The organism is Acinetobacter larvae, from assembly GCF_001704115.1.
Classification (GTDB): domain Bacteria; phylum Pseudomonadota; class Gammaproteobacteria; order Pseudomonadales; family Moraxellaceae; genus Acinetobacter; species Acinetobacter larvae.
On the sequence record NZ_CP016895.1, the window covers coordinates 2,698,584 to 2,722,140 of the forward strand.

The 23,557-nt window shown below is 43.2% G+C and carries 20 protein-coding genes and 3 tRNA genes; 8 read left to right on the forward strand and 15 right to left on the reverse strand.

The genetic code is table 11. The annotated features are described in order from the left end of the window. Nucleotides 1-3: 3 nt before the first annotated feature. The 3 genes from gyrA to BFG52_RS12085 form a co-directional block, all read right to left on the reverse strand. Nucleotides 4-2,976, reverse strand: a complete 2,973-nt coding sequence (gene gyrA / locus BFG52_RS12075; RefSeq protein WP_067556562.1) for a DNA gyrase subunit A — start codon at nt 2,974-2,976, stop codon at nt 4-6. A 519-nt stretch (nt 2,977-3,495) separates the two neighbouring features. Then, nucleotides 3,496-4,428 carry an electron transfer flavoprotein subunit alpha/FixB family protein gene (locus BFG52_RS12080; protein WP_067556565.1) on the reverse strand — a complete coding sequence of 311 codons (933 nt, stop codon included), beginning with the start codon at nt 4,426-4,428 and terminating at the stop codon, nt 3,496-3,498. Between the two features lie 17 nt (nt 4,429-4,445). After that, on the reverse strand, nt 4,446-5,195 hold the full coding sequence (locus BFG52_RS12085; protein ID WP_067556568.1) for an electron transfer flavoprotein subunit beta/FixA family protein: 750 nt from the start codon (nt 5,193-5,195) through the stop codon (nt 4,446-4,448). Nucleotides 5,196-5,671: 476 nt separating this feature from the next. Between BFG52_RS12085 and BFG52_RS12095 the strand changes: the two genes are divergently transcribed. Continuing rightward, nucleotides 5,672-6,232 (forward strand): GNAT family N-acetyltransferase, encoded by a 561-nt coding sequence (locus BFG52_RS12095; RefSeq protein ID WP_067556573.1) that lies wholly within the window; start codon nt 5,672-5,674, stop codon nt 6,230-6,232. A gap of 46 nt (nt 6,233-6,278) precedes the next feature. On the opposite strand, the gene xerA is transcribed toward BFG52_RS12095, so the two are convergent. The 5 genes from xerA to BFG52_RS12120 form a co-directional block, all read right to left on the reverse strand. Then, complete coding sequence (xerA, locus tag BFG52_RS12100) at nt 6,279-7,199, reverse strand: site-specific tyrosine recombinase/integron integrase (protein ID WP_067556576.1); 921 nt, start codon at nt 7,197-7,199, stop codon at nt 6,279-6,281. 402 nt (nt 7,200-7,601) lie between these two features. Beyond that, nucleotides 7,602-8,450 carry a diaminopimelate epimerase gene (gene dapF, locus BFG52_RS12105; protein WP_067556579.1) on the reverse strand — a complete coding sequence of 283 codons (849 nt, stop codon included), beginning with the start codon at nt 8,448-8,450 and terminating at the stop codon, nt 7,602-7,604. A gap of 6 nt (nt 8,451-8,456) precedes the next feature. Beyond that, nucleotides 8,457-9,710 carry a diaminopimelate decarboxylase gene (gene lysA / locus BFG52_RS12110; protein ID WP_067556582.1) on the reverse strand — a complete coding sequence of 418 codons (1,254 nt, stop codon included), beginning with the start codon at nt 9,708-9,710 and terminating at the stop codon, nt 8,457-8,459. 48 nt (nt 9,711-9,758) lie between these two features. After that, nucleotides 9,759-9,986, reverse strand: a complete 228-nt coding sequence (gene lptM / locus BFG52_RS12115) for an LPS translocon maturation chaperone LptM (protein WP_067556585.1) — start codon at nt 9,984-9,986, stop codon at nt 9,759-9,761. Between the two features lie 176 nt (nt 9,987-10,162). Further along, the gene (locus tag BFG52_RS12120) at nt 10,163-11,581 is read right to left on the reverse strand and encodes an amino acid permease (protein ID WP_067556588.1); all 1,419 of its coding nucleotides are present in this window, start codon (nt 11,579-11,581) and stop codon (nt 10,163-10,165) included. A gap of 329 nt (nt 11,582-11,910) precedes the next feature. Between BFG52_RS12120 and radA the strand changes: the two genes are divergently transcribed. Both radA and BFG52_RS12130 read left to right on the forward strand, forming a co-directional pair. Next, nucleotides 11,911-13,299 (forward strand): DNA repair protein RadA, encoded by a 1,389-nt coding sequence (radA, locus tag BFG52_RS12125; protein WP_067556591.1) that lies wholly within the window; start codon nt 11,911-11,913, stop codon nt 13,297-13,299. A gap of 171 nt (nt 13,300-13,470) precedes the next feature. After that, on the forward strand, nt 13,471-14,490 hold the full coding sequence (locus BFG52_RS12130; RefSeq protein WP_067556594.1) for a Tim44 domain-containing protein: 1,020 nt from the start codon (nt 13,471-13,473) through the stop codon (nt 14,488-14,490). A gap of 381 nt (nt 14,491-14,871) precedes the next feature. Here the strand turns inward: BFG52_RS12130 and BFG52_RS12135 are convergent, their stop codons facing one another. After that, nucleotides 14,872-16,053: a trypsin-like peptidase domain-containing protein gene (locus tag BFG52_RS12135; protein ID WP_067559523.1), complete on the reverse strand. Its 1,182-nt coding sequence runs from the start codon at nt 16,051-16,053 to the stop codon at nt 14,872-14,874. Nucleotides 16,054-16,357: 304 nt separating this feature from the next. Here BFG52_RS12135 and BFG52_RS12140 point away from each other — a divergent pair, with 304 nt between their 5' ends. From BFG52_RS12140 to BFG52_RS12160, 5 genes are all read left to right on the forward strand, one after another. Further along, on the forward strand, nt 16,358-17,119 hold the full coding sequence (locus tag BFG52_RS12140; protein WP_067556597.1) for a Nif3-like dinuclear metal center hexameric protein: 762 nt from the start codon (nt 16,358-16,360) through the stop codon (nt 17,117-17,119). 140 nt (nt 17,120-17,259) lie between these two features. Then, nucleotides 17,260-17,886 carry a superoxide dismutase gene (locus BFG52_RS12145; RefSeq protein WP_067556600.1) on the forward strand — a complete coding sequence of 209 codons (627 nt, stop codon included), beginning with the start codon at nt 17,260-17,262 and terminating at the stop codon, nt 17,884-17,886. Between the two features lie 190 nt (nt 17,887-18,076). Continuing rightward, nucleotides 18,077-18,152: transfer RNA gene (locus tag BFG52_RS12150), tRNA-Asn, on the forward strand. 259 nt (nt 18,153-18,411) lie between these two features. Beyond that, nucleotides 18,412-18,487: transfer RNA gene (locus BFG52_RS12155), tRNA-Asn, on the forward strand. 342 nt (nt 18,488-18,829) lie between these two features. Next, nucleotides 18,830-18,905, forward strand: a tRNA-Asn gene (locus tag BFG52_RS12160). Between the two features lie 224 nt (nt 18,906-19,129). On the opposite strand, the gene miaE is transcribed toward BFG52_RS12160, so the two are convergent. From miaE to rnc, 6 genes are all read right to left on the reverse strand, one after another. After that, nucleotides 19,130-19,813 (reverse strand): tRNA-(ms[2]io[6]A)-hydroxylase, encoded by a 684-nt coding sequence (gene miaE / locus BFG52_RS12165; protein ID WP_067556603.1) that lies wholly within the window; start codon nt 19,811-19,813, stop codon nt 19,130-19,132. A 7-nt stretch (nt 19,814-19,820) separates the two neighbouring features. Next, nucleotides 19,821-20,561, reverse strand: a complete 741-nt coding sequence (gene pdxJ / locus BFG52_RS12170) for a pyridoxine 5'-phosphate synthase (protein ID WP_067556606.1) — start codon at nt 20,559-20,561, stop codon at nt 19,821-19,823. Between the two features lie 9 nt (nt 20,562-20,570). Beyond that, nucleotides 20,571-21,284: a DNA repair protein RecO gene (gene recO / locus BFG52_RS12175; RefSeq protein ID WP_067556609.1), complete on the reverse strand. Its 714-nt coding sequence runs from the start codon at nt 21,282-21,284 to the stop codon at nt 20,571-20,573. 93 nt (nt 21,285-21,377) lie between these two features. Then, nucleotides 21,378-21,578 carry an NF038104 family lipoprotein gene (locus tag BFG52_RS12180; RefSeq protein WP_067559526.1) on the reverse strand — a complete coding sequence of 67 codons (201 nt, stop codon included), beginning with the start codon at nt 21,576-21,578 and terminating at the stop codon, nt 21,378-21,380. A 122-nt stretch (nt 21,579-21,700) separates the two neighbouring features. Next, nucleotides 21,701-22,729, reverse strand: coding sequence for a GTPase Era (era, locus tag BFG52_RS12185; RefSeq protein WP_067556611.1), 1,029 nt, complete (start codon nt 22,727-22,729; stop codon nt 21,701-21,703). Nucleotides 22,730-22,734: 5 nt separating this feature from the next. Continuing rightward, nucleotides 22,735-23,424 (reverse strand): ribonuclease III, encoded by a 690-nt coding sequence (gene rnc / locus BFG52_RS12190; RefSeq protein WP_067556614.1) that lies wholly within the window; start codon nt 23,422-23,424, stop codon nt 22,735-22,737. Nucleotides 23,425-23,557 lie beyond the last annotated feature (133 nt).

Sequence of the window (23,557 nt, forward strand, 5' to 3'; positions counted from 1 at the left end):
GGCTTAGTCTTCTAGACCTGCGGCATTTGCTGCAACTGGATCAACTGCTGCTTCTGTCACATCGATTTCATCGAGTAATGCTTCTTCAGCCAAACAGTCTTCATCGATATCATCTACCGCAGCAATCGACACGACCGCCACCAGTTTTTCCGCATCACTCAAACGAATCAGACGGACCCCTTGCGCATTACGTCCAGTTGTTGCAACTTCTGACGCACGAGTACGCACTAAGGTACCGCCATCGGAGATCAGCATTAACTCATTGCTTTCATCAATGGCAACTGCGCCGACTAACTCACCATTACGTTCCGAGGTTTTAATGGCAATCACACCTTTACCACCGCGTTTTTTGGTTGGGAAGTCATCGACAGGTGTACGCTTACCATAGCCATTGGCACAAGCACAAAGCACTTCACCCGTTTCAGGCACCACCACCAAAGACACCACTCGGCTTAAGATATTGCTCTCTAAGCTCTCATCATCTTCACTGTCTGAATCAGCCTCATCGAGTTCTTCTGCCGCACCAGCAAAGGCAACCCGCATACCGCGGACACCCTTGGCATTACGACCCATCGCACGGGCATCCGTTTCAGCAAAACGAATCGCCTTACCCTCATTGGAGAACAGCATGATTTGCTGCTCGCCATCGGTAATCGCGACACCAATCAAGGTATCTTCTTCATTAAACTCAATGGCACGCAAACCATTGGCACGCACATTACTAAACTGTTCCAGTGCCACACGTTTGACCGTACCGGAAGCCGTTGCCATAAAGACATACTGACTCTTTAATAGACCTTCGGCATGTTGAATAAAGGCATTGACTTGATCTTCAGTTTGTTCAAGTGCAGATAAAGACGCATGCACATGCTTAATCCGCTGCACAGTGTCTTCGTCTAAATCATCAATGCTGCTGGCATCATGATTCAGCAAACTATTGCTGAGTACATCGAGGTGCTCAGTAATACTTGGATCTGCCAATAAACCACTGCGCTGTGCTTGTAAGAAGGTATTAAAATCGGCCAAGCGTTCTTTGAATTTCTTCGGTGCATCTTTGACCGGTAAAATCGCGGTAATGGTTTCATTGGCATCTAAAGGCAATAAATTCACCATTGGACGCCCTTTGGCACCACGTGATGCTTGCGGTACTTCAAAGACTTTTAGGCGATAGACTTTACCGACATTGGTAAAGAACAGCACGGTTGCGTGGTTTGAGGTCACAATCAAATGCTGGATGAAGTCATCTTCTTTCATGGAAGTCGCTGACTTACCACGACCACCACGACGCTGTGCAGCATAATCTGACAAAGGCTGTGTTTTGGCATAACCTGATTGCGAAACAGTCAATACCACTTGCTCTTCAGGAATCAGATCTTCACGACAGAAATCAATGCGCGATTCTACGATTTCGGTACGGCGTGCATCACCATATTGCTGTAGGACTTCGCTTAACTCGGTGCGAATCACCTCCATCAGCAAATTAAAGTCATTTAAGATTGCCGTATATTCTGCAATCAGACCTAGAATTTCGCCATATTCAGCATGTAGCTTGTCTTGCTCTAAACCCGTTAAACGGTGTAGGCGTAATTCCAGAATGGCGTTGACTTGTGCAGGGGATAAACGATAAATATCACCATCAATCCCATAAGGACGTGCTAAATCTTCACCCTCAATCACAGCAGGACGTACCGACACAGAACCGGCTTTTTCTAAGAGTGCAACCACACCGCCAGCGGCCCATTCACCCACTTGCAAACGCTCACGCGCTTCCGCTGGGTTAGCCGATGCTTTGATGGTTTCAATAATTGCATCGATATTGGCCAATGCAACGGTCAAGCCTTCTAAGATATGACCCCGTTCTTGCGCTTTGCGTAGTTCGTACATAGTACGACGTGTGACCACTTCTTGACGGTGGCGAATAAATGCTGCAATGATTTCTCTAAGATTCATCAATTTAGGCTGACCGTTGTCTAGGCAGACCATATTGATACTAAAAGAGTTTTCTAGTTGCGTATTTAAGAATAGATTGTTGACGATGACTTCAGCGTTTTCACCACGTTTTAGGTCAATCGCAATACGCATCCCTTCTTTGTCGGACTCATCACGTAACTCTGAAATCCCTTCTAATTTCTTTTCTTTCACCAACTCAGCAATACGCTCTATGGTTTTTGCTTTATTGACTTGATAAGGAATTTCAGTGAAAACAATAGTGGTTCGACCAGATTTTGCATCTTCTTCTAAATGGTATTTACCTCGAATATGCAAGCGTCCTTTACCGGTACGATAGGCATCTATAATCCCTGATTTACCGTAAATAATACCGCCTGTCGGGAAATCTGGACCACTGATATGCTGCATCAGCCCTTCAATCGAGATATGTGGATCTTCGACATAAGCCAAACACGCATGAATCACTTCGGTCATATTGTGTGGCGCCATATTGGTCGCCATCCCCACCGCAATCCCCGCGGCACCGTTAATCAGCAAGTTGGGAATACGCGTCGGCATCACTTGCGGAATACGCTCAGAGCCGTCGTAGTTGTCTTCCCAATCGACAGTATCTTTTTCTAAGTCTGCCAAAATTTCATGGGTGAGTTTGCGCATCCGCACTTCGGTATAACGCATTGCCGCTGCGCTATCGCCATCGACAGAACCAAAGTTACCCTGACCGTCTACCAATTGATAGCGTAAGCTAAAGTCTTGTGCCATACGAACAATCGTTTCATACACGGCACTATCACCATGTGGATGGTATTTACCGATCACATCCCCGACAACACGTGCAGATTTTTTATAGGCTTTGTTGTAATCATTGCCCAATTCGTGCATGGCATAAAGTACACGGCGATGAACTGGTTTTAGCCCATCTCGCACATCTGGCAATGCCCGTGACACAATCACGCTCATGGCATAATCTAGGTACGAGTGCTTGAGTTCATCCTCAATAGCAATCGGTCTAATTTCCGATACGCTCATGCATACTCCTTGTTATACAAACGGGAAATACCGCTCGTATCAATCGTAAATCTTGTAAAAATTAACCGCATTTTGTAGAACAAAGTAAAGGGTTAAGATCTAAAAACACAGCCAAAAATTATAGCACAAATAGTTCAATTTGTCCCAGAACGCAAGACCATTCGACGGCTTTTTTTGAAGGGCAGCTAAACACTAAAAAGCCTATAGAATCTAAAATTTATACAATATCTTCTCAGCATACGCTTGGCATCTACACACGGACCAATATGCCATGCATTGGCAGAACAATGCACAGTTAGCCACAAAGATTATGGCAAGTGAAGCACCTGACAAAAGCTCCAATAGAACACGCAATGGCACATTCAATAAAACATCTGGAAAAATACCGGATAAAACACTGTATAAGCCGCTATTCGCTCCCAGAACTGAGATGTATACACATTAAAAAAGCGCTCTTAAACTATGTTAAGAGCGCTTTTCAAAGAACACACATCCGCCCATCGGCGGATGATGCAGCTCTTAAAGCTTAGATACCAGCTCAGGAACAACTGTATTTAAGTCGCCCACTAACCAGTAATCTGCAACAGCATTGATTGGCGCTTCTTCGTCTTTGTTGATTGCAACAATGACTTTAGAATCTTTCATACCCGCCAAGTGCTGGATCGCACCAGAAATACCGACAGCGATATACAGATCAGGTGCAACAATTTTACCAGTTTGACCCACTTGCATATCGTTTGGTACAAAGCCTGCGTCAACCGCAGCACGTGATGCACCTTGTGCAGCACCCAATTTGTCCGCCAATGGATCGAGTACAGTGTGATAGTTATCACCTGAACCCACACCACGACCACCAGATACCACAATGCGTGCAGCAGTTAATTCTGGACGTTCAGACTTAACGATTTCTTCAGAAACAAACTTAGACAAGTTCGCATCTTTTGCTTCTGCAACAGCTTCCACACTGGCTGAACCGCCATCTGCAGCAACCGCGTCAAATGCTGTACCACGAACAGTTCCGACAATGATGTTTTCATCAGATTGAACAGTCGCAATTGCGTTACCCGCATAGATTGGGCGTTTGAAGGTATTGGCAGATTCTACTGCAATAATGTCAGTAATCATGCTGACATCAAGCAATGCTGCAACGCGCGGTAAAATGTTTTTACCAGTTGTTGTAGAAGGTGCTAAAACGTATTTATAATCTTTGGCAAGATCGGCAACCAATGCCGCAACGTTCTCAGCCAATTGATTGGCATAAGCAGGGCTGTCAGCCAATAAAACTTTAGACACGCCACTTACTTTTGCAGCGGCATCGGCAACAGCTTGTGCGCCAGAACCCGCAACCAATACAGTGACATCACCACCGATTTCTTGAGCTGCAGCCACAACATTTAAAGTTGCACCATTTAGTGTCTTATTGTCGTGCTCAGCGATAACTAAAATACTCATGATTTTATCCTTCTGTATTAGATCACTTTCGCTTCATTTTTTAACTTTTCAACCAGCTCATCCACTGATTTCACTTGTACCCCTGCTTTACGCTCTGCAGGTGGCTCAACTTTAATCGTTTTAAGCTTAGTGGTGGCATTGACACCAAAGTCAGCAGGTGCTTTCACATCAAGCGGTTTTTTACGTGCTTTCATGATGTTCGGAAGCGCCGCATAACGTGGTTCATTTAAACGCAAGTCAGTGGTAATGATGGCTGGCAATGCCAACTCAACAGTTTGTAAACCACCGTCGATTTCACGTGTCACTTGGACTTTATCACCATCAACCTTCACTTCAGAAGCAAAAGTTGCTTGACCCGCGTTCAACAATGCAGCAAGCATTTGACCGACTTGGTTAGAATCGTCATCGATGGCTTGTTTACCCAACAAGATAAGTTGTGGCTGTTCTTGTTCTACCACACCTTTTAAAATTTTTGCCACTTCAAGAGCGCCAAGATCTTCAGATGATTCAACCAAAATACCGCGGTCTGCACCCAAAGCCATCGCAGAACGGATTTGTTCTTGCGCTTCTTTAGGACCGATGGAAACAACAACAATTTCTGATACTGTTCCTTTTTCTTTTAAGCGAACTGCTTCTTCCACTGCGATTTCACAGAATGGGTTAATTGACATTTTGACGTTGGTCAGATCAACCGCACTATTGTCCGGTTTTACGCGAACTTTAACGTTGGCATCTACCACACGTTTTACAGCAACAAGAGCCTTCATGTAATCCTCGGCTGTTATAAGCAAAAGTAAATGTTGAGAAAAGCTATAATAACTCTTCATTTAAATTTTATAGGTGCCTTATCTTGCAATGCGTATGGCATTTCGGTCAAGTCGCATGACACAAAACTTCCGCAAAAAAGCATGAAAATCAATGAACGTTTAGGTCACAGTTTTATGAGGTGGTGTTTTTTCACCGCTAAAATTCTGTACAGTGCCCTCTTTTACATTTGATTTATAATGCATTTTTCAAATTAAGTATCCATACATCATGAGTAGCACCCAGCTCAACTTTACAACATTTATGAGTAAAAAGGTTAGTATTAATCGCAGTTAAAGGGGGGATTTTGGGTAAATAAGGCAAATTAACCAGCAATTGTCTAAATGATAAATTGTAACAAGATCATTAAACCCAGACAGATGACTAATTTTACAGCAGCCTTTATGGGTCTAGTTTACATAGAATATTGGAGATATTGATGCATATCAGCAGCCCAAGGCTTATATTACGCGCATGGCAGCGCGATGACCTGCCTATTTTTGCAGCAATGAATAACGATCCCAAGGTCATGCAATATTTTCCAAAGCCCCTAAGCCGCTCAGAAAGTGATGCACTTGCTGCGCTTGCACAATCCTTCATTGCCACACAAGGCTGGGGCTTTTGGGCGGTTGAACTGAAACACAATCATCAGTTTATTGGTATGGTCGGTTTACATGCGCAACCTGATAAGTTTTCTTTTTCACCATGTGTAGAAATCGGTTGGCGCATCGATGCTGCTCATTGGCGCTGTGGCTATGCAACGGAAGCAGCACAACACGCTTTAAAATTCGCTTTCGAACAATTAAAGCTCTCTGAAGTCGTTGCTTTTACCGCGCAATGCAATACCCCTTCGCAACAGGTGATGCAAAAACTCGGCATGCAATATAGGCAAGATTTTATCCATCCAGACTTGGCAGCAGATCATCCCTTAGCGCCGCATGTGCTATATGCAATAACACGTGAAAGCTTTTATCAGATGCATCCTAAATACCCGAAATAGATACAACATAAAAAATAGCTTTTAGCCTGATGCTTGCTGTTGCAGATCAATCTGTTTTATAGGCACGCGGATGTGCTTGGTCATATACTTGGGCAAGATGTTCAAAATCGATATGGGTATAAATCTGAGTGGTCGATAAATTACTGTGCCCTAACATTTCTTGAATAGCACGTAAATCTCGGCTATTCGCCAACAGATGACTGGCAAAGCAATGACGCAATAAATGCGGATGTAAATCGACATGTACGCCAGCGCGTTTTGCCTGCAACTTTACCCGATTTTCAATTTGCCGCGGGGTAATCCGTGAGGCTTTCTGACTAATAAAGAGTGCAGAGTTAGGCAATAAACTGACATGCCAACTCGGATAAATCTGTAACCACGCCAATAAGCTTTTTTTGGCAGGTTCTCCAAAAGGAATAATACGGGTTTTATTGCCCTTCCCTGTTACCCGAATTAAGCGACGTTGAAAATCGACATCTTGTAGATTTAGACCTTGTAACTCAGATAGACGTAAACCACTTGAATACAACAGTTCTAACATGGCTTTGTCACGCAACCATAATGCTTGGTCTTTGGCTTTCTCAGGCGCAGGTTGTTCCAAAATCTGTAACACGGTATCGACATCAATCATCCCCGGCAAAGCACGTGGTTGACGTTTTAGCTGTAAATCATCACTGGGATTGTGCTGTAGATACTGTCCTTGCTTCGCCCATTGCATAAACTGACGTATAGAACTGAGATGACGTTGGATACTATGGCTACTCAATTGATCATGCTCGATTTTAAAAGCGATGTACTCACGCAAGTCTGCACCTTCAACCTGCATCAACGCCAATTGCCGCGCATAACAAAAGTCGATAAAGCTCGTAATATCGCGAAAATAAGCATCTAAGGTATGTGCTGAATGGTTTTGAGTTTCACGTTGTGTCATAAACATCGACAACAATTGCATGGCACCGTATTGCATGATTTTATACCTTTATCTTGCTACCCCTCATCCTGCTATCACAGATCTCGCTATCACTCGCACGAACTTGATGAGACTACATTTACCTACATCATAACGGCTTTCGATATTTTTAACATGCACATCATCAAGACGATCTTGTTTTCTAGCTCAGACCCAAAGCACTTGGCGCCTGCTCATCATCACTGTCCAAGCCATGGTTATGATGAATCCCAGGCAAGCGATGCAGCTTAAATATTTGGGTAAATTCCATAGCATAGACCTTTTTATTTTCACTATTTACTGAGAATTCAGCGCACCATGATATACCATCAAAAAAGACCGTCGTAACGGTCTCTTAAAAATCAATGTTCGCCACGCCAAGCACATTCTCTTGCAGTAGCGCTTTGCCTTTAAAATGTCTTAAGCTTGAAAATAACGTAAATCCAAACGCCCTTCATAAATTGTTGCCGTTGGACCGGTCATCCAAACAGGCTCACCTTCACGCCATTCTATAAACAACTTCCCACCGGCCAATTCAACTTCTACACGACTGGACAATAACCCCAAACGCATGCCTGCCACAGCCGCCGCACATGCACCAGTACCACATGCCAGTGTTTCCCCAACACCGCGCTCAAACACACGCAGTCTGGCATGTGTTTCATCTATAATCTGCATAAAACCAGCATTAACGCGTTGCGGAAAACGCTCATGTGATTCAATTTGCGCACCATATTTTGCAACAGGCGCTTGCAGAATATCCGGCACAATGGTCACAGCATGCGGATTGCCCATATTGACCACTTGGATGCTGAGTTTTTCGTCATCTGCCAATACCAAATCATACAAGCCTTCTGCATCATCCTCTGCAACAAAAGGAATTTCTGCGGGTTCAAACTTAGGCATCCCCATGTTGACACGAACCCAACCATTGGCACCCAATTCAGGCTCTACAATACCAGCCATGGTCTGAACTTTTAATTTAGTTTTTTTGGTCAACTGCCGATCATAAACAAAACGCGCAAAACAGCGCACGCCATTACCACATTGCTCAACTTCACTACCATCTGCATTGAAAATACGATATTTAAAATCAACATTGGGTAGATCAGGTGGTTCTACAATCAAGAGTTGGTCAAAACCAATACCAAAATGGCGATCAGCCAAACGGCGAATGATGGTTTCATCTAAAAATGCACGCTGACTGACTAAATCAATCACCATGAAGTCATTGCCTAGACCATGCATTTTGGTAAATTCTAATAACACCTTGAATTACTCCTTAGGCAATAAATATTCGTTTTGCCACAATGATGCAATGCTTTCTCGCGCACGTATAAGATGAGCATTTGCCCCATCCACCATCACTTCTGCGGCACGACCACGACTATTATAATTGGAGCTCATCACAAAACCATAGGCACCAGCCCCCATTACAGCAAGATAATCACCTGCTTGTAGTGCTAGATCACGCTGTTTTGCCAAAAAATCACCTGTTTCACAAATTGCTCCGACGATATCCCATTGCAATACGGCTAAATCAGCAGCAGGTGTTTTGACTGTTTGCACATCCATCCATGCCGCATATAAAGATGGGCGTATCAGATCATTCATTGCCGCATCAACAATGGCAAAATTACGATATGAGGTTGGCTTAAGCAGATCGACCTGTGTCAGTAATACCCCCGCATTGGCACTGATACTACGCCCCGGTTCTAGATAAACTTTCAGACCCAAACGGCTTAGCGTCGGTTGCAAGGCTTGTGCATATTCGGCAAATGTTGGCGGTGTTTCATCTTGATAACGCACCCCAAGACCACCACCGATATCGATATGTTGCAACTGAATACCCATTGTGTTGAGCTGTTCAATCATCAACACCACACGATCTAGTGCATCGACAAAAGGCTGTACTTCAGTCAGTTGAGAACCAATATGACAGTCAATACCAATCACCTTCAGGTGTGGCAAGCTCGCGGCATAGGCATAGGTTTCAAATACCACATCACTGGGAATACCAAATTTATTTTCTTTTAAGCCTGTGGAGATATATGGATGGGTTTTGGCATCGACATCAGGATTGACACGCAATGAGATCGGCGCTTGACAGTTCAGCTCAGCCGCAACTTTTTCAATACGATCAAGCTCAGCTGCAGATTCAACATTAAAACATGCAATACCCACTTGTAGGGCTTGGCGAATATCAGCTTCAGTTTTACCCAGTCCAGAAAAAACAATTTTACTGGCATCACCACCTGCCGCCAACACGCGCGCCAGTTCACCGCCAGTCACAATATCAAAACCGGCACCCAGCTTAGCCAGTACACTCAAAACTGCCAAATTAGAGTTTGATTTGACCGCAAAGCAAATTTGATGTGCAATAAAATCAAAAGCTTTAGATAGGTCTGTGTAATTTTGCTCTAACTGTGCTTTTGAATACACATAAAGTGGGGTGGAAAATTGCTGTGCCAATTGATCAAGTGCGCACTGTTCAGCATGCAGCACTCCATGAATGCGAGTAAACCCCATTGTGACGTCCTACGAAAATTCTATAAAAGTAAAAATAAGTATGCGGCTTTAAAGTGTATTGTGATCCACTGTCGCGCTCGTTTTTTGTGAATCAACATCAGCGGATGTTTTTTGCGTTTGCGGTGCTTTTGTTGCTGGCGCTGTATTGGGATAAAGTAAATAATGTGAACGTTTATCTTGATTTTGATCATTCGGTAAGACCAAAGCGCCAGTTTGTCCACATGCAGCCAATTGCAGCAGCATCGCCGAGATCACAACATAACCTAAAATCCGCATAACACACCACCCACTTATTGAAAAATACGCTCAGTATACCGTGCAGGCAGCACTTGCCCAAGTCACAGCAAACCTCTTCTTCAGCAAAGAAAACACCAGCAGATGCTGGTGTTTTGATGCTTTGCATTTTACTTCAGTATTAAGATGCCACAAAAACTGCAGCATTCAAGTAAAACTTATTTATCTTGTTTACGTCGTTTATTAAAGAAGAAATAACCGATCGCCAAGATTACCAACCAAATTGGGCTGATTTTAAGCGCTTGTAAGGTGTCTTCTTCTAATGACAATACATAAATCATACCGATAAAGAAGATAATCACCACCCAGCAGGTAAATAAACCACCAGGCAATTTGAAGGTCGATTTCTGATGTAACTCAGGACGCAGACGATAATAGTTAATATAACTCCACATAATAATCAACCAAACACAAATAAATAGAATGGTCGATAAAGTGGTTGCGAGCGTAAATGCTTTGACCGTATCTGGTACAAAATACTGTAAACCCGCACCTAATAATAAACATAAAGTAGAGAAATATAAGGCATTGGCAGGCACGGCACGGCGGTTCAACACTCCAAATGGCTTCGGACCATGCGATTCGCGTGATAGACCAAATAGCATACGGCTGGTTGAGAATACCCCACTATTCATAGAGGATAATACAGAAGACAAGACCACCAAGTTCATGATAATCGCCGCAGCTGCAATACCAGCATGACTAAACAAGTTCACAAATGGGCTAATATTCGGGTCAATTTTATTCCATGGGGTGACTGACATCACAATGAACAGTGCCAATACATAGAAGAAAATAATTCGGATTGGAATCGAGTTTACAGCTTTTGGCAAATTACGTTCTGGGTTTTCTGTTTCAGCAGCGGTGGTTCCAACCAATTCCACCCCGACAAAGGCAAAAATGGCAATCTGGAAACCGGCTAAGAAACCGTCCATCCCTGTCGGGAACATACCGCCATTGCCCCAGATATTGGAGAATGCAGCAACAAAACTTTCGCCCCGCTCTTGATAACTAAAGCCGGTAAAGACCATCCATAAACCAACGCCAATCAAGACCAGAATGGCAATAATTTTAATCAGTGCAAACCAAAACTCTAACTCACCAAATAATTTAACCGTCAATAGGTTTAAACCCATGATAAAGAAAATGGCCGCCACACTAATTAAGGCACCTTCTATAGGTGTAAAGGGGTTCCCTCCGTTAAAAAACTGTAGGTAATAAATAATCGCTGATAAATCTGCGATACCAATCGTGATCCAACACAACCAGTAAGTCCAACCTACAAAATATCCTGCCCAAGGTCCAATCAAGTCCGTTGAAAAATCGATAAAAGAACGATACTGCAAGTTCGATAATAGCAATTCGCCCAAAGCGCGCATCACAAAGAAGATCATTAATCCAATAATCATATAGATAAATAGGATCGATGGTCCTGCTAAGCTAATCGTTTTTCCGGACCCCATGAAAAGCCCTGTACCAATACAGCCCCCAATCGCAATTAATTGCAAATGACGATTGGATAAACTCCTTTTTAATTCACCATTTTCAGATGGTGAATGCATATTGTTATTTGCCATTTATTTCGCACATCTTCTGTAAGAGTCAATATTAATTAAACCAAATACATTAAAAAGAAAAGACTTTTTTCAAATACTCGATTTGATCAGCGAAGCCTGTTCTTTAATTTTTTGATTTTCGTTCACAAATTGTAACAGCAATATATATGCCAAATAAAACAATTTTTGACTTATCTGCTGCACTATCATCAAAAATACATTTATCTTACACTGCCTTAAATTTTTATTTAGATAAACCCAGCAGACCCTATACAAGACCATACACAGCTTAGCTCAATGTGTACGTTTTCAATCCAGTCTGCCCAACAAGCTGAGTTTCAAGTGTAACCATGGCTAAAGTTAAAACAGTATATCGCTGCGAACAATGTGCAGCAGATCATTCAAAGTGGGCTGGTCAATGTTCAGAGTGTGGCGAGTGGAACAGTCTGGTTGAGGTTCGCCAAGAAAACACCACGCCACACCGTGCCAAACCCAATTTTTCGGGTGGTTATGCGGGCAATGCCAGTACAATTACCACCCTCGATCAAGTCTCGATTAGCCGTGAATCACGTATGCCCACCGGTATCCACGAATTTGATCGGGTCTTAGGTGGCGGTCTAGTGACCGGTTCAGTGGTTTTAATTGGTGGTGATCCTGGTATCGGTAAATCAACCATCTTATTACAGACTGCAACCCATATGGCACACGCTGAACGTGCGGCACTATACGTCACAGGTGAAGAATCGTTATCTCAAGTTGCCCTAAGAGCACAACGCCTTGATCTACCGACCCAGCACTTAAAAGTCATGGCGGAAACTTGTGTCGAACGCATCTGTGAAGTGCTGGCGCATGAGCGCCCTGCGGTGGCAATTTTAGACTCCATTCAAACCCTGTATACCGAAACCTTACAATCTGCTCCAGGTGGCGTATCCCAAATTCGTGAATCTGCTGCTCTACTCACCCGTTTTGCCAAACAAAGTGGCACAGCATTATTTTTGGTCGGTCATGTGACCAAAGAAGGTGCATTGGCGGGTCCGCGAGTATTGGAACATATGGTGGACTGTGTGCTGTATTTTGAAGGGCAAACAGACTCGCGCTATCGTATGATCCGCGCAGTCAAAAACCGTTTTGGTGCAGTCAATGAATTAGGCGTTTTTGGGATGACCGACAAAGGTCTCAAAGAAGTCGCCAATCCTTCCGCGATCTTCCTGAGTCGTTATGATGAAGCCATCCCGGGATCTGTGGTGATGATTAGTCGCGAAGGTACCCGCCCCTTACTGGTTGAAGTCCAGGCCTTGGTCGATGATGCCCATGGACAACCGCGCCGCGTCGCCTTAGGACTCGAACAAAACCGCCTCAATATGTTATTGGCAGTTATGCATCGTCATGGTGGCATTCAAAGCGCGGGGCAAGACGTCTATGTCAATGTTGTCGGCGGTTTAAAAATTACCGAAACGGGCAGTGATCTGGCGGTTTTACTGGCATGTATGTCTAGCCTGCGTTCCAGAGCACTACCACAACAATTGGCCGTCTTTGGTGAAGTCGGGTTATCCGGTGAAATTCGCCCAGTACCAAATGGTCAAGAACGCCTAAAAGAGGCTATTAAGCATGGCTTTAAGTATATTATTTTGCCGCGCGCCAATGCACCACAACACAGCATTGCCGGGGTGCAAATTATTGCCGTTGCACGTTTGCATGAAGCCTTGGCACAAGCCAGTGAACTCAGTGATCAGTGCTAGTTCTTTCGCAACTTTGCCAGCAAAAATGAAAGTCACAGCATCATTGCATGCTGTACAAGATTTAACGACCCAACTTTATGGCAAAAATTTCATTTTTGATATTGAAATTCAGCACAAAAGACTGCATAACTAACACTGGAATTTTTTTTATTTGAAATAGGATTTAATCGTATGCAAGTTCGACAGCGTGGTTTGATCGCAGGTGCTCTCATGGCAACCTTGCTTCTTTCCCCTTTAGCCGAAGCAAAACGTGCTGGTGGTGGTAAGAGTCATGGTATGGCGCGTTCAAATAGCTCAAGCCAAAGTTATCAGCCGTCTCGTCAAGCTACGCCTGCTCAACAGCCAACGAATACTCAACAAGCTGCGCCAGCGCGTTCTGGTCCGGGTGTCGGTGGTATGGTTGCTGCTGGTGTAGCTGGTGCTGCAGTCGGTGCAGTTGCTGCAAATGCTTTAGCAGATAACCACAACAACAACCAAAACCCAACAGCTGTTGATCAACAAGATCCAGCAACTACACAAGCCGCTGCACAACAAGCGCAGCAGCAAGAAGAAAAAAGTGGCGTTCCCGGCTGGATCTGGTTAGTGATCATTGCTGGTGCCGCTTTCATCTTGTTCCGTAAATTCGGAGCAAAAAAAAAATTAGCCAGCGCTAATCCCTACGCTCCAAACAATGGCGCAGCCAATACTGGCTCGCCATTCGCACAAAGCCCCATCTCACTCAAAGGCAATGCAGACAACACCAATATCTTTGGTCAAAATGTTGCTGGTGGTGCGGCTGCCAATAATGGTCCTTTTGCTGCACATACGCAAAGTAGCCAACAATTACCGGATGGTACAGAGCCGGCTGCGTTCTTACGGGTTGCACGTCAACGCTTCAATCATATTCAAGCCATGAACAGCGCGAGTAATATTGAAGAAATTCGCCGTTATTTAACACCAGAACTTTATCAATCCATGTATCAAGACATCATGGCGAACCAAGACCAAAATGTTGCCGAGTTTTCCAACTTAACAGCGGTGGTCACAGACAGTGCTACTGAAAACAATCAATATGTTGTCAGTGTTCGTTTTACCGGTACCGTTAGTGAAGATCTAAACAGCACGCCTGAAGCATTTTCAGAAATTTGGCACTTTGTGAAACCTGCAGCCTCACAACAAGACTGGTTGGTTGCTGGAATTCAACAAGACTAATACTCTGACTTAAACATCCGCTGTTTGCTACAACCGCTCTATTGATATAGGGCGGTTTTTTTGCATTCACACCCCCACCTTGCTTTGGCTGGCTTAAATCATAGGCTCTGTGTCTGTGTCTGTGTCTGTGTCTGTGTCTGTGTCTGTGTCTGTGTCTGTGTCTGTGTCTGTGTCTGTGTCTGTGTCTGTGTCTGTGTCTGTGTCTGTGTCTGTGTCTGTGTCTGTGTCTACAGAGAGAGTAACCCTACTCTGGGTTACAACAAGCGCTATGCGCAAATCCTGATGCAAAGCATAGGGTCATATCGGCGCTTGCATCAAAAATACAGCTCAGAAAAAATGGCGCCGCAGCGCCATTTAAAACCATACTCAGCAAATCGCTGATTACTGTTTCGGTAAAGGAATAAACTGTGAATTGCTACTTTGCGCGCTACGCTCACCCACTTGAACATCTAAGACTACAGGAGCGGTCCCACTTTCACGCATAACCGTTACTTTAATCGTGCTATTCGGTGCTTGCATTGCCACATAGTTAATCAGTTGTGATACTGAAGTGATTTGTTCATCATTCACTTTCATAATGCGATCACCAACTTTTAAACCAGCTTGAATCGCAGGACCATTTTTTAATAGACCTGCCACAATAACACCGGGCTGTGGTGCAGCCAAAGCATTATCATACTTCGGTGCCATCAAACTGATACCCAGCCAACCACGGATCACGCGACCATCTTTTAAAATAGAGTCTAACACTTGCTGACAAACTTTTGCCGGAATGGCAAAACCAATGCCCAAAGATCCGCCCGTACGTGAGAAGATGGCCGTATTCACCCCAATCAAGTTACCAGCCACATCGATCAAAGCTCCTCCCGAGTTACCCGGGTTAATGGCGGCGTCGGTTTGAATGAAGTCTTCATAGGTATTAATGCCCAAGTCTGAACGACCAGTAGCAGAAATAATACCTTGTGTTACTGTCTGCCCTACACCAAATGGGTTACCAATCGCCAACACCACATCCCCCACTTCATTGCCACTGAGTTTAAACGGCAACACGGGTAAGTTGTCTAGATTAATCTTGATAACGGCTAAATCGGTATCGGGATCTGTACCAATCACTTTTGCTTCAGCACGACGACCATCTTGTAATACCACCACAATTTGCTCAGCTTGTGCAATCACATGATTATTGGTCAAGATGTAGCCATCCGCCCGTACAATTACACCAGAACCTAAACTATTTTCATTTTGTTCTTTGCCTGTGTCGGGGAACTGATCACCAAAGAACTCACGGAAAGCAGGATCATTAAATAGCGGATGATTTTGGCGAACTTTTTGCGTCGTCATAATATTCACGACAGCAGGCGCAGCAACCTTGACTGCAGAACTATAAGAGACCACCCCGCCCGTACGTGTGGTATTCACCAAAGGCTCAACTTTTTCAGCAGGCATTTTGACACCATCAGCAGCAATTGGTGGTTTAGGGCGTTGATATTTTTGCCAGCCAATAAAACATAGAATGACAACAATCAATAAAACCCAAGGTAACCATGAAAAGGAGCGACGCACGTTCATTTCCCCTAAATTATTTAATTCTTAGAACAGTAAGTAAGATAGCCAACTATTGTAATCAAAATATATAAATATAGATAAAAATAACTCGAAAAAATTGTTTTGCTTTAGTTACTTAAAAATATATTTATAACACAAAATGAAGACATCATGAATATTCTCTAAGCATACACAGCAAGCTACTGAAAATACAAATAATTTATCTATTGGACGGTGCTTGAATCTTGCTCGACCCATGGTTAGCCTATTTAGCCTATAATGATCGACAAACAATTGCATAGCGTAACGAGACCAACAGCATATGGCACAATTATCCGATATTATTCAGTGGTGTGATCAGACATTACAGTCTAATGCATTTAAAGACTATGCACCGAATGGCTTACAAATAGAAGGTGCGCGCGAAGTCACGCGTATTGCCTCTGCCGTAACGGCATCACAACATGCAATCGCTGCTGCCATTGAACTCGAGGCACAGTTATTGCTGGTACATCATGGTTACTTTTGGAAAGGTGAAGCAGCACCGATTACAGGTATGCGTGGTCAACGCATCAAAAGCTTGATTCAAAATGATATCTCTCTAGTCGCCTACCACCTCCCCCTAGATGCCCACCCCGAACTTGGCAATAACCGCAGTATCGCAGATTTACTCCAATTGCAGCATATTGAAGCACTCGACCGCAATGAACGCTATCCGATCGGGAATATTGCTTACTTGGCCGAACCGATGAGCGTAACAGCATTTCATCAATTACTACAAAGTCGCTTTCAGAGCGAGCAGATCCAACATCTGGCGGCTGATCGTCAAATGATTCAAAAAATAGGATTTTGTACGGGTGCGGCACAAGATTTTATTCACCAAGCGGCACAACAAGGCTGTGATGCCTACCTCTCTGGCGAAGTAAGTGAACGAACTTATTATGAAGCGCAAGAAATGAATATTCACTATTTCGCTTGCGGGCATCATGCAACAGAACGTTTTGGCGTACAACGCTTAGGGGCAGCCATTGCTGAACAGTTTTCAATCGAACACCAATATATAGAATTGAACAATCCGATCTAGCTCAACACTTTTTCCCATTCGGATAAAGATTAACGCAAGAGTTTTATTCGCTATAGTTGTTTAAGCTGCCTATGGCCGCTAAAATCAATTACAATATATCGACTTAATTATCTAACCCAGCATATGCAAGGAATAGAAACATGAGCAATATTACTTTACCTGCACTGCCATATGGCTATGACGACCTCGCCCCACATATCAGCAAAGAGACTTTAGAATTCCATCATGATAAGCACCACAACACCTATGTTGTGAACCTTAACAATTTGATCAAAGATACTGATCTTGAATCTAAAAGTTTAGAAGAAATCATTGTCGCGACTGCTGGTGATGCGTCTAAAGCGGGTATTTTCAACAATGCAGCACAAGTTTGGAACCATACTTTCTACTGGAATAGCATGAAACCTAATGGTGGCGGTAAAGCAACTGGTGCGCTTGCTGCTAAAATTGAGGAAGACTTTGGTAGTTTTGAAAACTTCGCTGAAGAATTCAGTAAAGCGGCTACAACACAGTTTGGTTCTGGTTGGGCTTGGCTTGTGGCAGACAAAGTCAACGGTAAACTTTCTATCGTTAAAACCTCAAATGCCGACACACCATTGGCACATAACCAAGTTGCGGTATTAACTATCGATGTTTGGGAACATGCTTATTACATCGACTTCCGTAATGCGCGTCCTAAATACATCTCTACTTTCTTAGAGCATCTTGTAAACTGGGACTATGCCAATGCAAAATATGCTGGCGAAGCTGCTGGCGTAGAAAAATAAGCATATATTTTTCAAAAAAGGAGCTACCCCAATGGGTAGCTTTTTTTTTATCTAAACGCTTATCTAAGCCTTGACTTGAATACTTGAATTGCTATAACGCCGTAATTGCATAATTATCAAACAAACAATCCTGATATTGCTATACAGCGCTTGACGATCAGACATTTAGCCCCTAGAATTCGCTTCAGATTCTCCCATAGCTCAGTCGGTAGAGCGACGGACTGTTAATCCGCAGGTCCCTGGTTCGAGCCCAGGTGGGAGAGCCAAGATTCTAAAAAGCCACTTTAAATGATAAAGTGGCTTTTTTTATGGCTATTTTTTGATGACTGCTTTTGAGTAGCTCGCCCTTTTGAGCTCTAGCCGTTTTAGGTTGAGATTAACTTGCTTCCCCCACGCCTCTTGCTCAGCATTTGCAGATGATCTCAATATAATGCTTATAAATGCTGCGATTGATTGCACTATCACGAATTAATTCACATTTACACTTGACCGCAATGCTTTTGCTGCATAAAATGCGCAACAGATTCTCCCATAGCTCAGTCGGTAGAGCGACGGACTGTTAATCCGCAGGTCCCTGGTTCGAGCCCAGGTGGGAGAGCCAAGATTCTAAAAAGCCACTTTATTTAAATGATAAAGTGGCTTTTTTTATGGCTGTTTTTTATGTTTGCCATAAGTGCCAACTTCTTTCAGGACTAGACATTGTGGCAATATGATTGCACAACCGCCCTTTGAGGTCCTAAATAAACGCAGTACAAGCTGAGTTGTCTTTGAACGATGTACCAGCAGCACTTCAACCCAATGGCTATACAAATTGATTACCAACTATAAATGCTTGATATTTCAACGACATGACTATAAAAAACACAGTCAACATAGATTTCAGCAGAATATCGATATAGACACTTGACCGCACTGCAATTGCTGCCTAAAATGCGCATCAGATTCTCCCATAGCTCAGTCGGTAGAGCGACGGACTGTTAATCCGCAGGTCCCTGGTTCGAGCCCAGGTGGGAGAGCCAAGATTCTAAAAAGCCACTTCAAATGATAAAGTGGCTTTTTTTATGGCTGTTTTTTATGTTTGCAATAAGTGCCAACTTATTGTAGGACTAGACACTACTTTATAGCGCATGAAGCATTATTAAGAATTCAGATGAAGAACTAAGCCATTAAGAACAACAACATCAGCATACAAAACTCCCGAAGTTTGCATAAGCGTTAAGACAAAGGTCGGGAGCTTCGATGTTTAAGCAATTGATTTTTCATTCGATGATGCCAATGCTGGCGCACTCGGCACACCACTATGAAAGCGGAACAATGGATCTGGGCTTTCAATCAACTCAGCTTCAACCTGACGAATATGGGCAATACGTTGCTGTATATCTTCCGTCGGGTCTTTCATTTTGCTACTACGCGCAACATCGGCAGCCAAAGCCAAATAATCCTCAAAATGCCGTGACTCAGATTTAAGCAAATAACGATAATATTTTGCCAGCTCATCATCAACCAAATCAGACAAGGCATAAAAACGTTCACAAGAACGTGCTTCCACAAATGCCCCGATAATCAGTACATCAACCAATGCTTCGGGCTCATAGGTACGAATCTCTTTGCGCAAGCCTGCTGCATAACGCCCAGCACTTAAAGCTTGCCAAGCCTGACCACGTTTTTCCATCAATTCTAGTACTTGCTCATAGTGCAGCATTTCCTCACGCACCAATTGTGCCAGTTTGACTTGTAAATCAGTGAAGAAGCTATAACGAAACATCAGATTCATCGCTGTGCCAGCCGCTTTCTTCTCACAATTGGCATGGTCTTGCATTAGGATATCGATATGCTCTACCGCATGCATCAACCAAGCTTGTGGTGTCTCACAGCCCAGAAAATCTTTTACTGGTTGCATTAACTGCGCATAATCAACTTTAGACATCAAACACCTATTTCACATTTGCAGGCTGGGCAGCAACAATGGCTGCTTTCATCGCTTTGACTGCCTGAGTTAAACCGACAAATACGCTGTCTGCAATAATAGCATGACCGATATTGAGTTCATGAATCTGCGGAATAGCGGCAATGGCAGCAACATTGTCAAGATTAAGCCCATGCCCTGCATTGACCACCAAACCTTGCTGCGCTGCATAGGCAACTGCATCCACAATGCGTTGCAATTCATGTTGTTGTTGCTCAGCTGTAGCCGCATCAGCATAGGCACCCGTATGCAGCTCAATGGTCGGCGCCTGACACGCAACTGCTGCATCGATCTGTGCACGATCTGGGTCAATAAACAAAGAGACATCGCTGCCCACAGCCTTTAGTGCAGCAGTCGCCGCAAAAACCTGTTCAAACTGCCCAACCACATCTAAGCCACCTTCGGTGGTGAGTTCTTCACGTTTCTCTGGTACAAAGCAGACATGTTCAGGTTGAATCTCTTGAGCAAAAGCCACCATTTCTGGGGTAATTGCCAATTCTAAATTCATACGCGTTTGGATCGCTTGCTTCATGCGACGGACATCATCATCCTGAATATGACGACGATCTTCACGTAAATGCAGGGTAATGCCTTCAGCACCAGCTTGTTCGCACAGCAGTGCCGCTTTGATTGGATCTGGATAAAGCGTACCACGTGCTTGTCTGAGTGTAGCAACATGGTCAATATTGACCCCAAGTAATACAGCCATCACATTTTCCTAATTGGTTTTTGATTGAGCATTTTGAATCCACAACTGGCGACTCTTTAACGGACGGTCACCCAGCAAAGCTGCTATCATCTGTCGATATAGCTTGCCCAATAATTGTAGCTGTTCAGCGTTAAAATCCCCACCCTTTTTGTAATTTTGCATGGATAAGATTGCCGTGCCAGATAATGCCGCGGAATGCCGTTCAGAACTCAGGATAAAACCGTCATTGAGTTGAAACTGATAATACTGTTGTGCTTGAATCAGCTGTTGCTGAGCATCATGGCTAAAATCCAAACCATAGCCTAATTCTTCTAGCAGTACATATTCAAACTGCCTTAATATTTGTTTTAAAAATACGGATGGCTGCGGATGCTGTGCCAATTGCTGTAATTGTTCTAAGGTATTGTGATACTGCACAAAACTCTCTGGCATCGCCTCCTCGATTGGGCATAAACGCAGCAGAATTTCATTTAAATAAAAACCAGCAAAAAAAGCATCGGCATAAAAAAAGATTGGCTGATGAAGAATCTCAAGATGACTAAAATTTTTTAAGGCAGACTTACCCGAGGCTTGTACACGCAGTGGCTGATATTGTGGTGGCGGCGTATGACGTAAGATACCATCTATACGACCAAACTCCTCGCTATATAAATGCACAATATAACTGCGTTCACGATATTTACGATAATGAATCATATAACCATGCAAAACCTGATTACGCATCGACTGATTCCTACATCACACAATCATCATCACAATCCTAAATAGCACATGATATGCTCTTTAGATAAAAACATATCATCGCTGTCGTCATGCTTATTTATGCTTATCGTCTTTATGCTTATCGTCGTCATCCTCACCGTCAGGAATCATCGCACCAACTACTTTACCAGTTCCCTTCACCACACCTTTGGTGGTCTTATAAGCAACTTTAACCGGTACCGTGACCACTTTGGTAATACAGCCTGAGCAGAATAAACTCAAGCAACTCACAAACAATAATATCTTAACATTCATCATCTTGTTCTATTCTCATTTTACCCAATGCTTCAATCCAACAGATGTCCAATAGATTTATAAAAATGGAGCATAACAAAATGGGCAATCTGTTGATCGCCCATTTTGTTCGTTATAACGCCTTAAATATCGCTATAACCTAAACTTTTTAATGCGCGCTCATCATCTGACCAACCACCTTTAACTTTCACCCACAAGGTCAACATGATTTTTTGTGCAAACATATGTTCCATATCAGCTCGTGCTTCCATACCGATACGTTTTAGTTTGGCGCCTTTATCACCAATTACAATGGCTTTTTGACCAGAGCGCTCCACAAAAATGGTGGCATCAATATAAGTACATGCGGCTTTCATTTTACCTGTTTTTTCATTTAAAACAGGTTCTTCAACCTTAAATGACTCGATTTGCACGGTTAAATCATAAGGCAATTCTTCGCCCAATTGGCGCATGATTTTTTCACGAATAATTTCACTTGCTAAAAAGCGTTCCGAACGATCGGTGACCTGATCCAAAGCATATAACGGTGCTTGAAAAGGTAAGTAACGCTCAATCGATTCACGTAAATGCTCTAAATTTGCGCCACGCAATGCAGACACTGGAATAATCTCTGCAAAGTTCATCAGTTTGGTCCGTTCTTGGATCAATGGCAGTAAGGTCTTTTTGTCTTCCAGCGTATCAATTTTATTGATCACTAAAAGCACGGGCATACTGGCATTTTGCAGTTTCTCCAAAACCAATTCATCGTTTTGAGTCCACTTATGCGCATCGACCACAAATAAAACCAAATCAACATCACGCAATGCTGAATGCGCAGCACGATTCATCATTTTATTGATGGCACGTACTTCTTTTTTGTGCATCCCCGGTGTATCGACAAAAACAGCCTGAGATTTTTCACGGCTGTCGATCCCGACAATTTTATGCCGGGTTGTTTGCGGTTTACGTGAGGTAATCGATAACTTTTGCCCCAACAGATGGTTCATCAGCGTAGATTTCCCCACGTTGGGACGACCCACAATCGCGACAAAACCACTACGGTAATCGCTTGGAATGCTACGGTTTTCTGCACTAAAAAACTGATCAATTAGATTGCTTTCAGCGGCTTTCGGTTGATGATCATTTGGGAGTTGATCATTTTCGCTCGACATGAGACTTATTGCTCCAATAACTTTAATATTTCAGCAGCCACAGCTTGCTCTGCAAAACGACGACTCGATCCTTCCCCTAACAGCGTTGTTAAACCTTGCACATGACAAGCAACTTTAAAATGCTGATTCGGCGCATCACCTTGAATATCAATTACATCATAAACGGGCAACGGTTGCTTACGTGCTTGTAAATACTCTTGTAAACGCGATTTAGGGTCTTTGAGCTGATCGCTAGGCTCTATGTGTTCTAAATAAGGGGTATACCATTTCAAAACAATGGCTTCTAAGATTTTTAAATCATTACAATCTAAATAAATTGCCCCAATAATGGCTTCTACGGTATCGGCTAATATTGACTCACGATGATGACCACCTGATTTCAACTCACCCGAACTTAAGATTAAGCAGGTACTGAGCTTCAAATCATTGGCGATTTTACCGAGTGCTTCTTGGCGTACCAATGTCGCCCGCATACGCGTCAAACGACCTTCATTTTCGTTGGGATAAGTATGATAAAGATAATTGGCGATAATCATCCCCAATAATGAATCACCCAAAAACTCGAGACGTTCATAATTATGCTTATGACTAACTGAACGGTGCGTCAGTGCCAGCAGTAATAAATCAATCTGCTTAAACTGATAACCGATACGACTCTCTAAGCGCGGATCACTTAGTTTGGTGTGAGTTTTCAAAACTTTTCTCGAACTTTAACATGAATAAAAAAATGAATAACAATTAAAAAGAGCGCTTTTCAAATCGATATAGACCTGAAACAACGTATTATAACGCGAACAGCGAAAGACTGTAATCTTGACGGGTAGATAA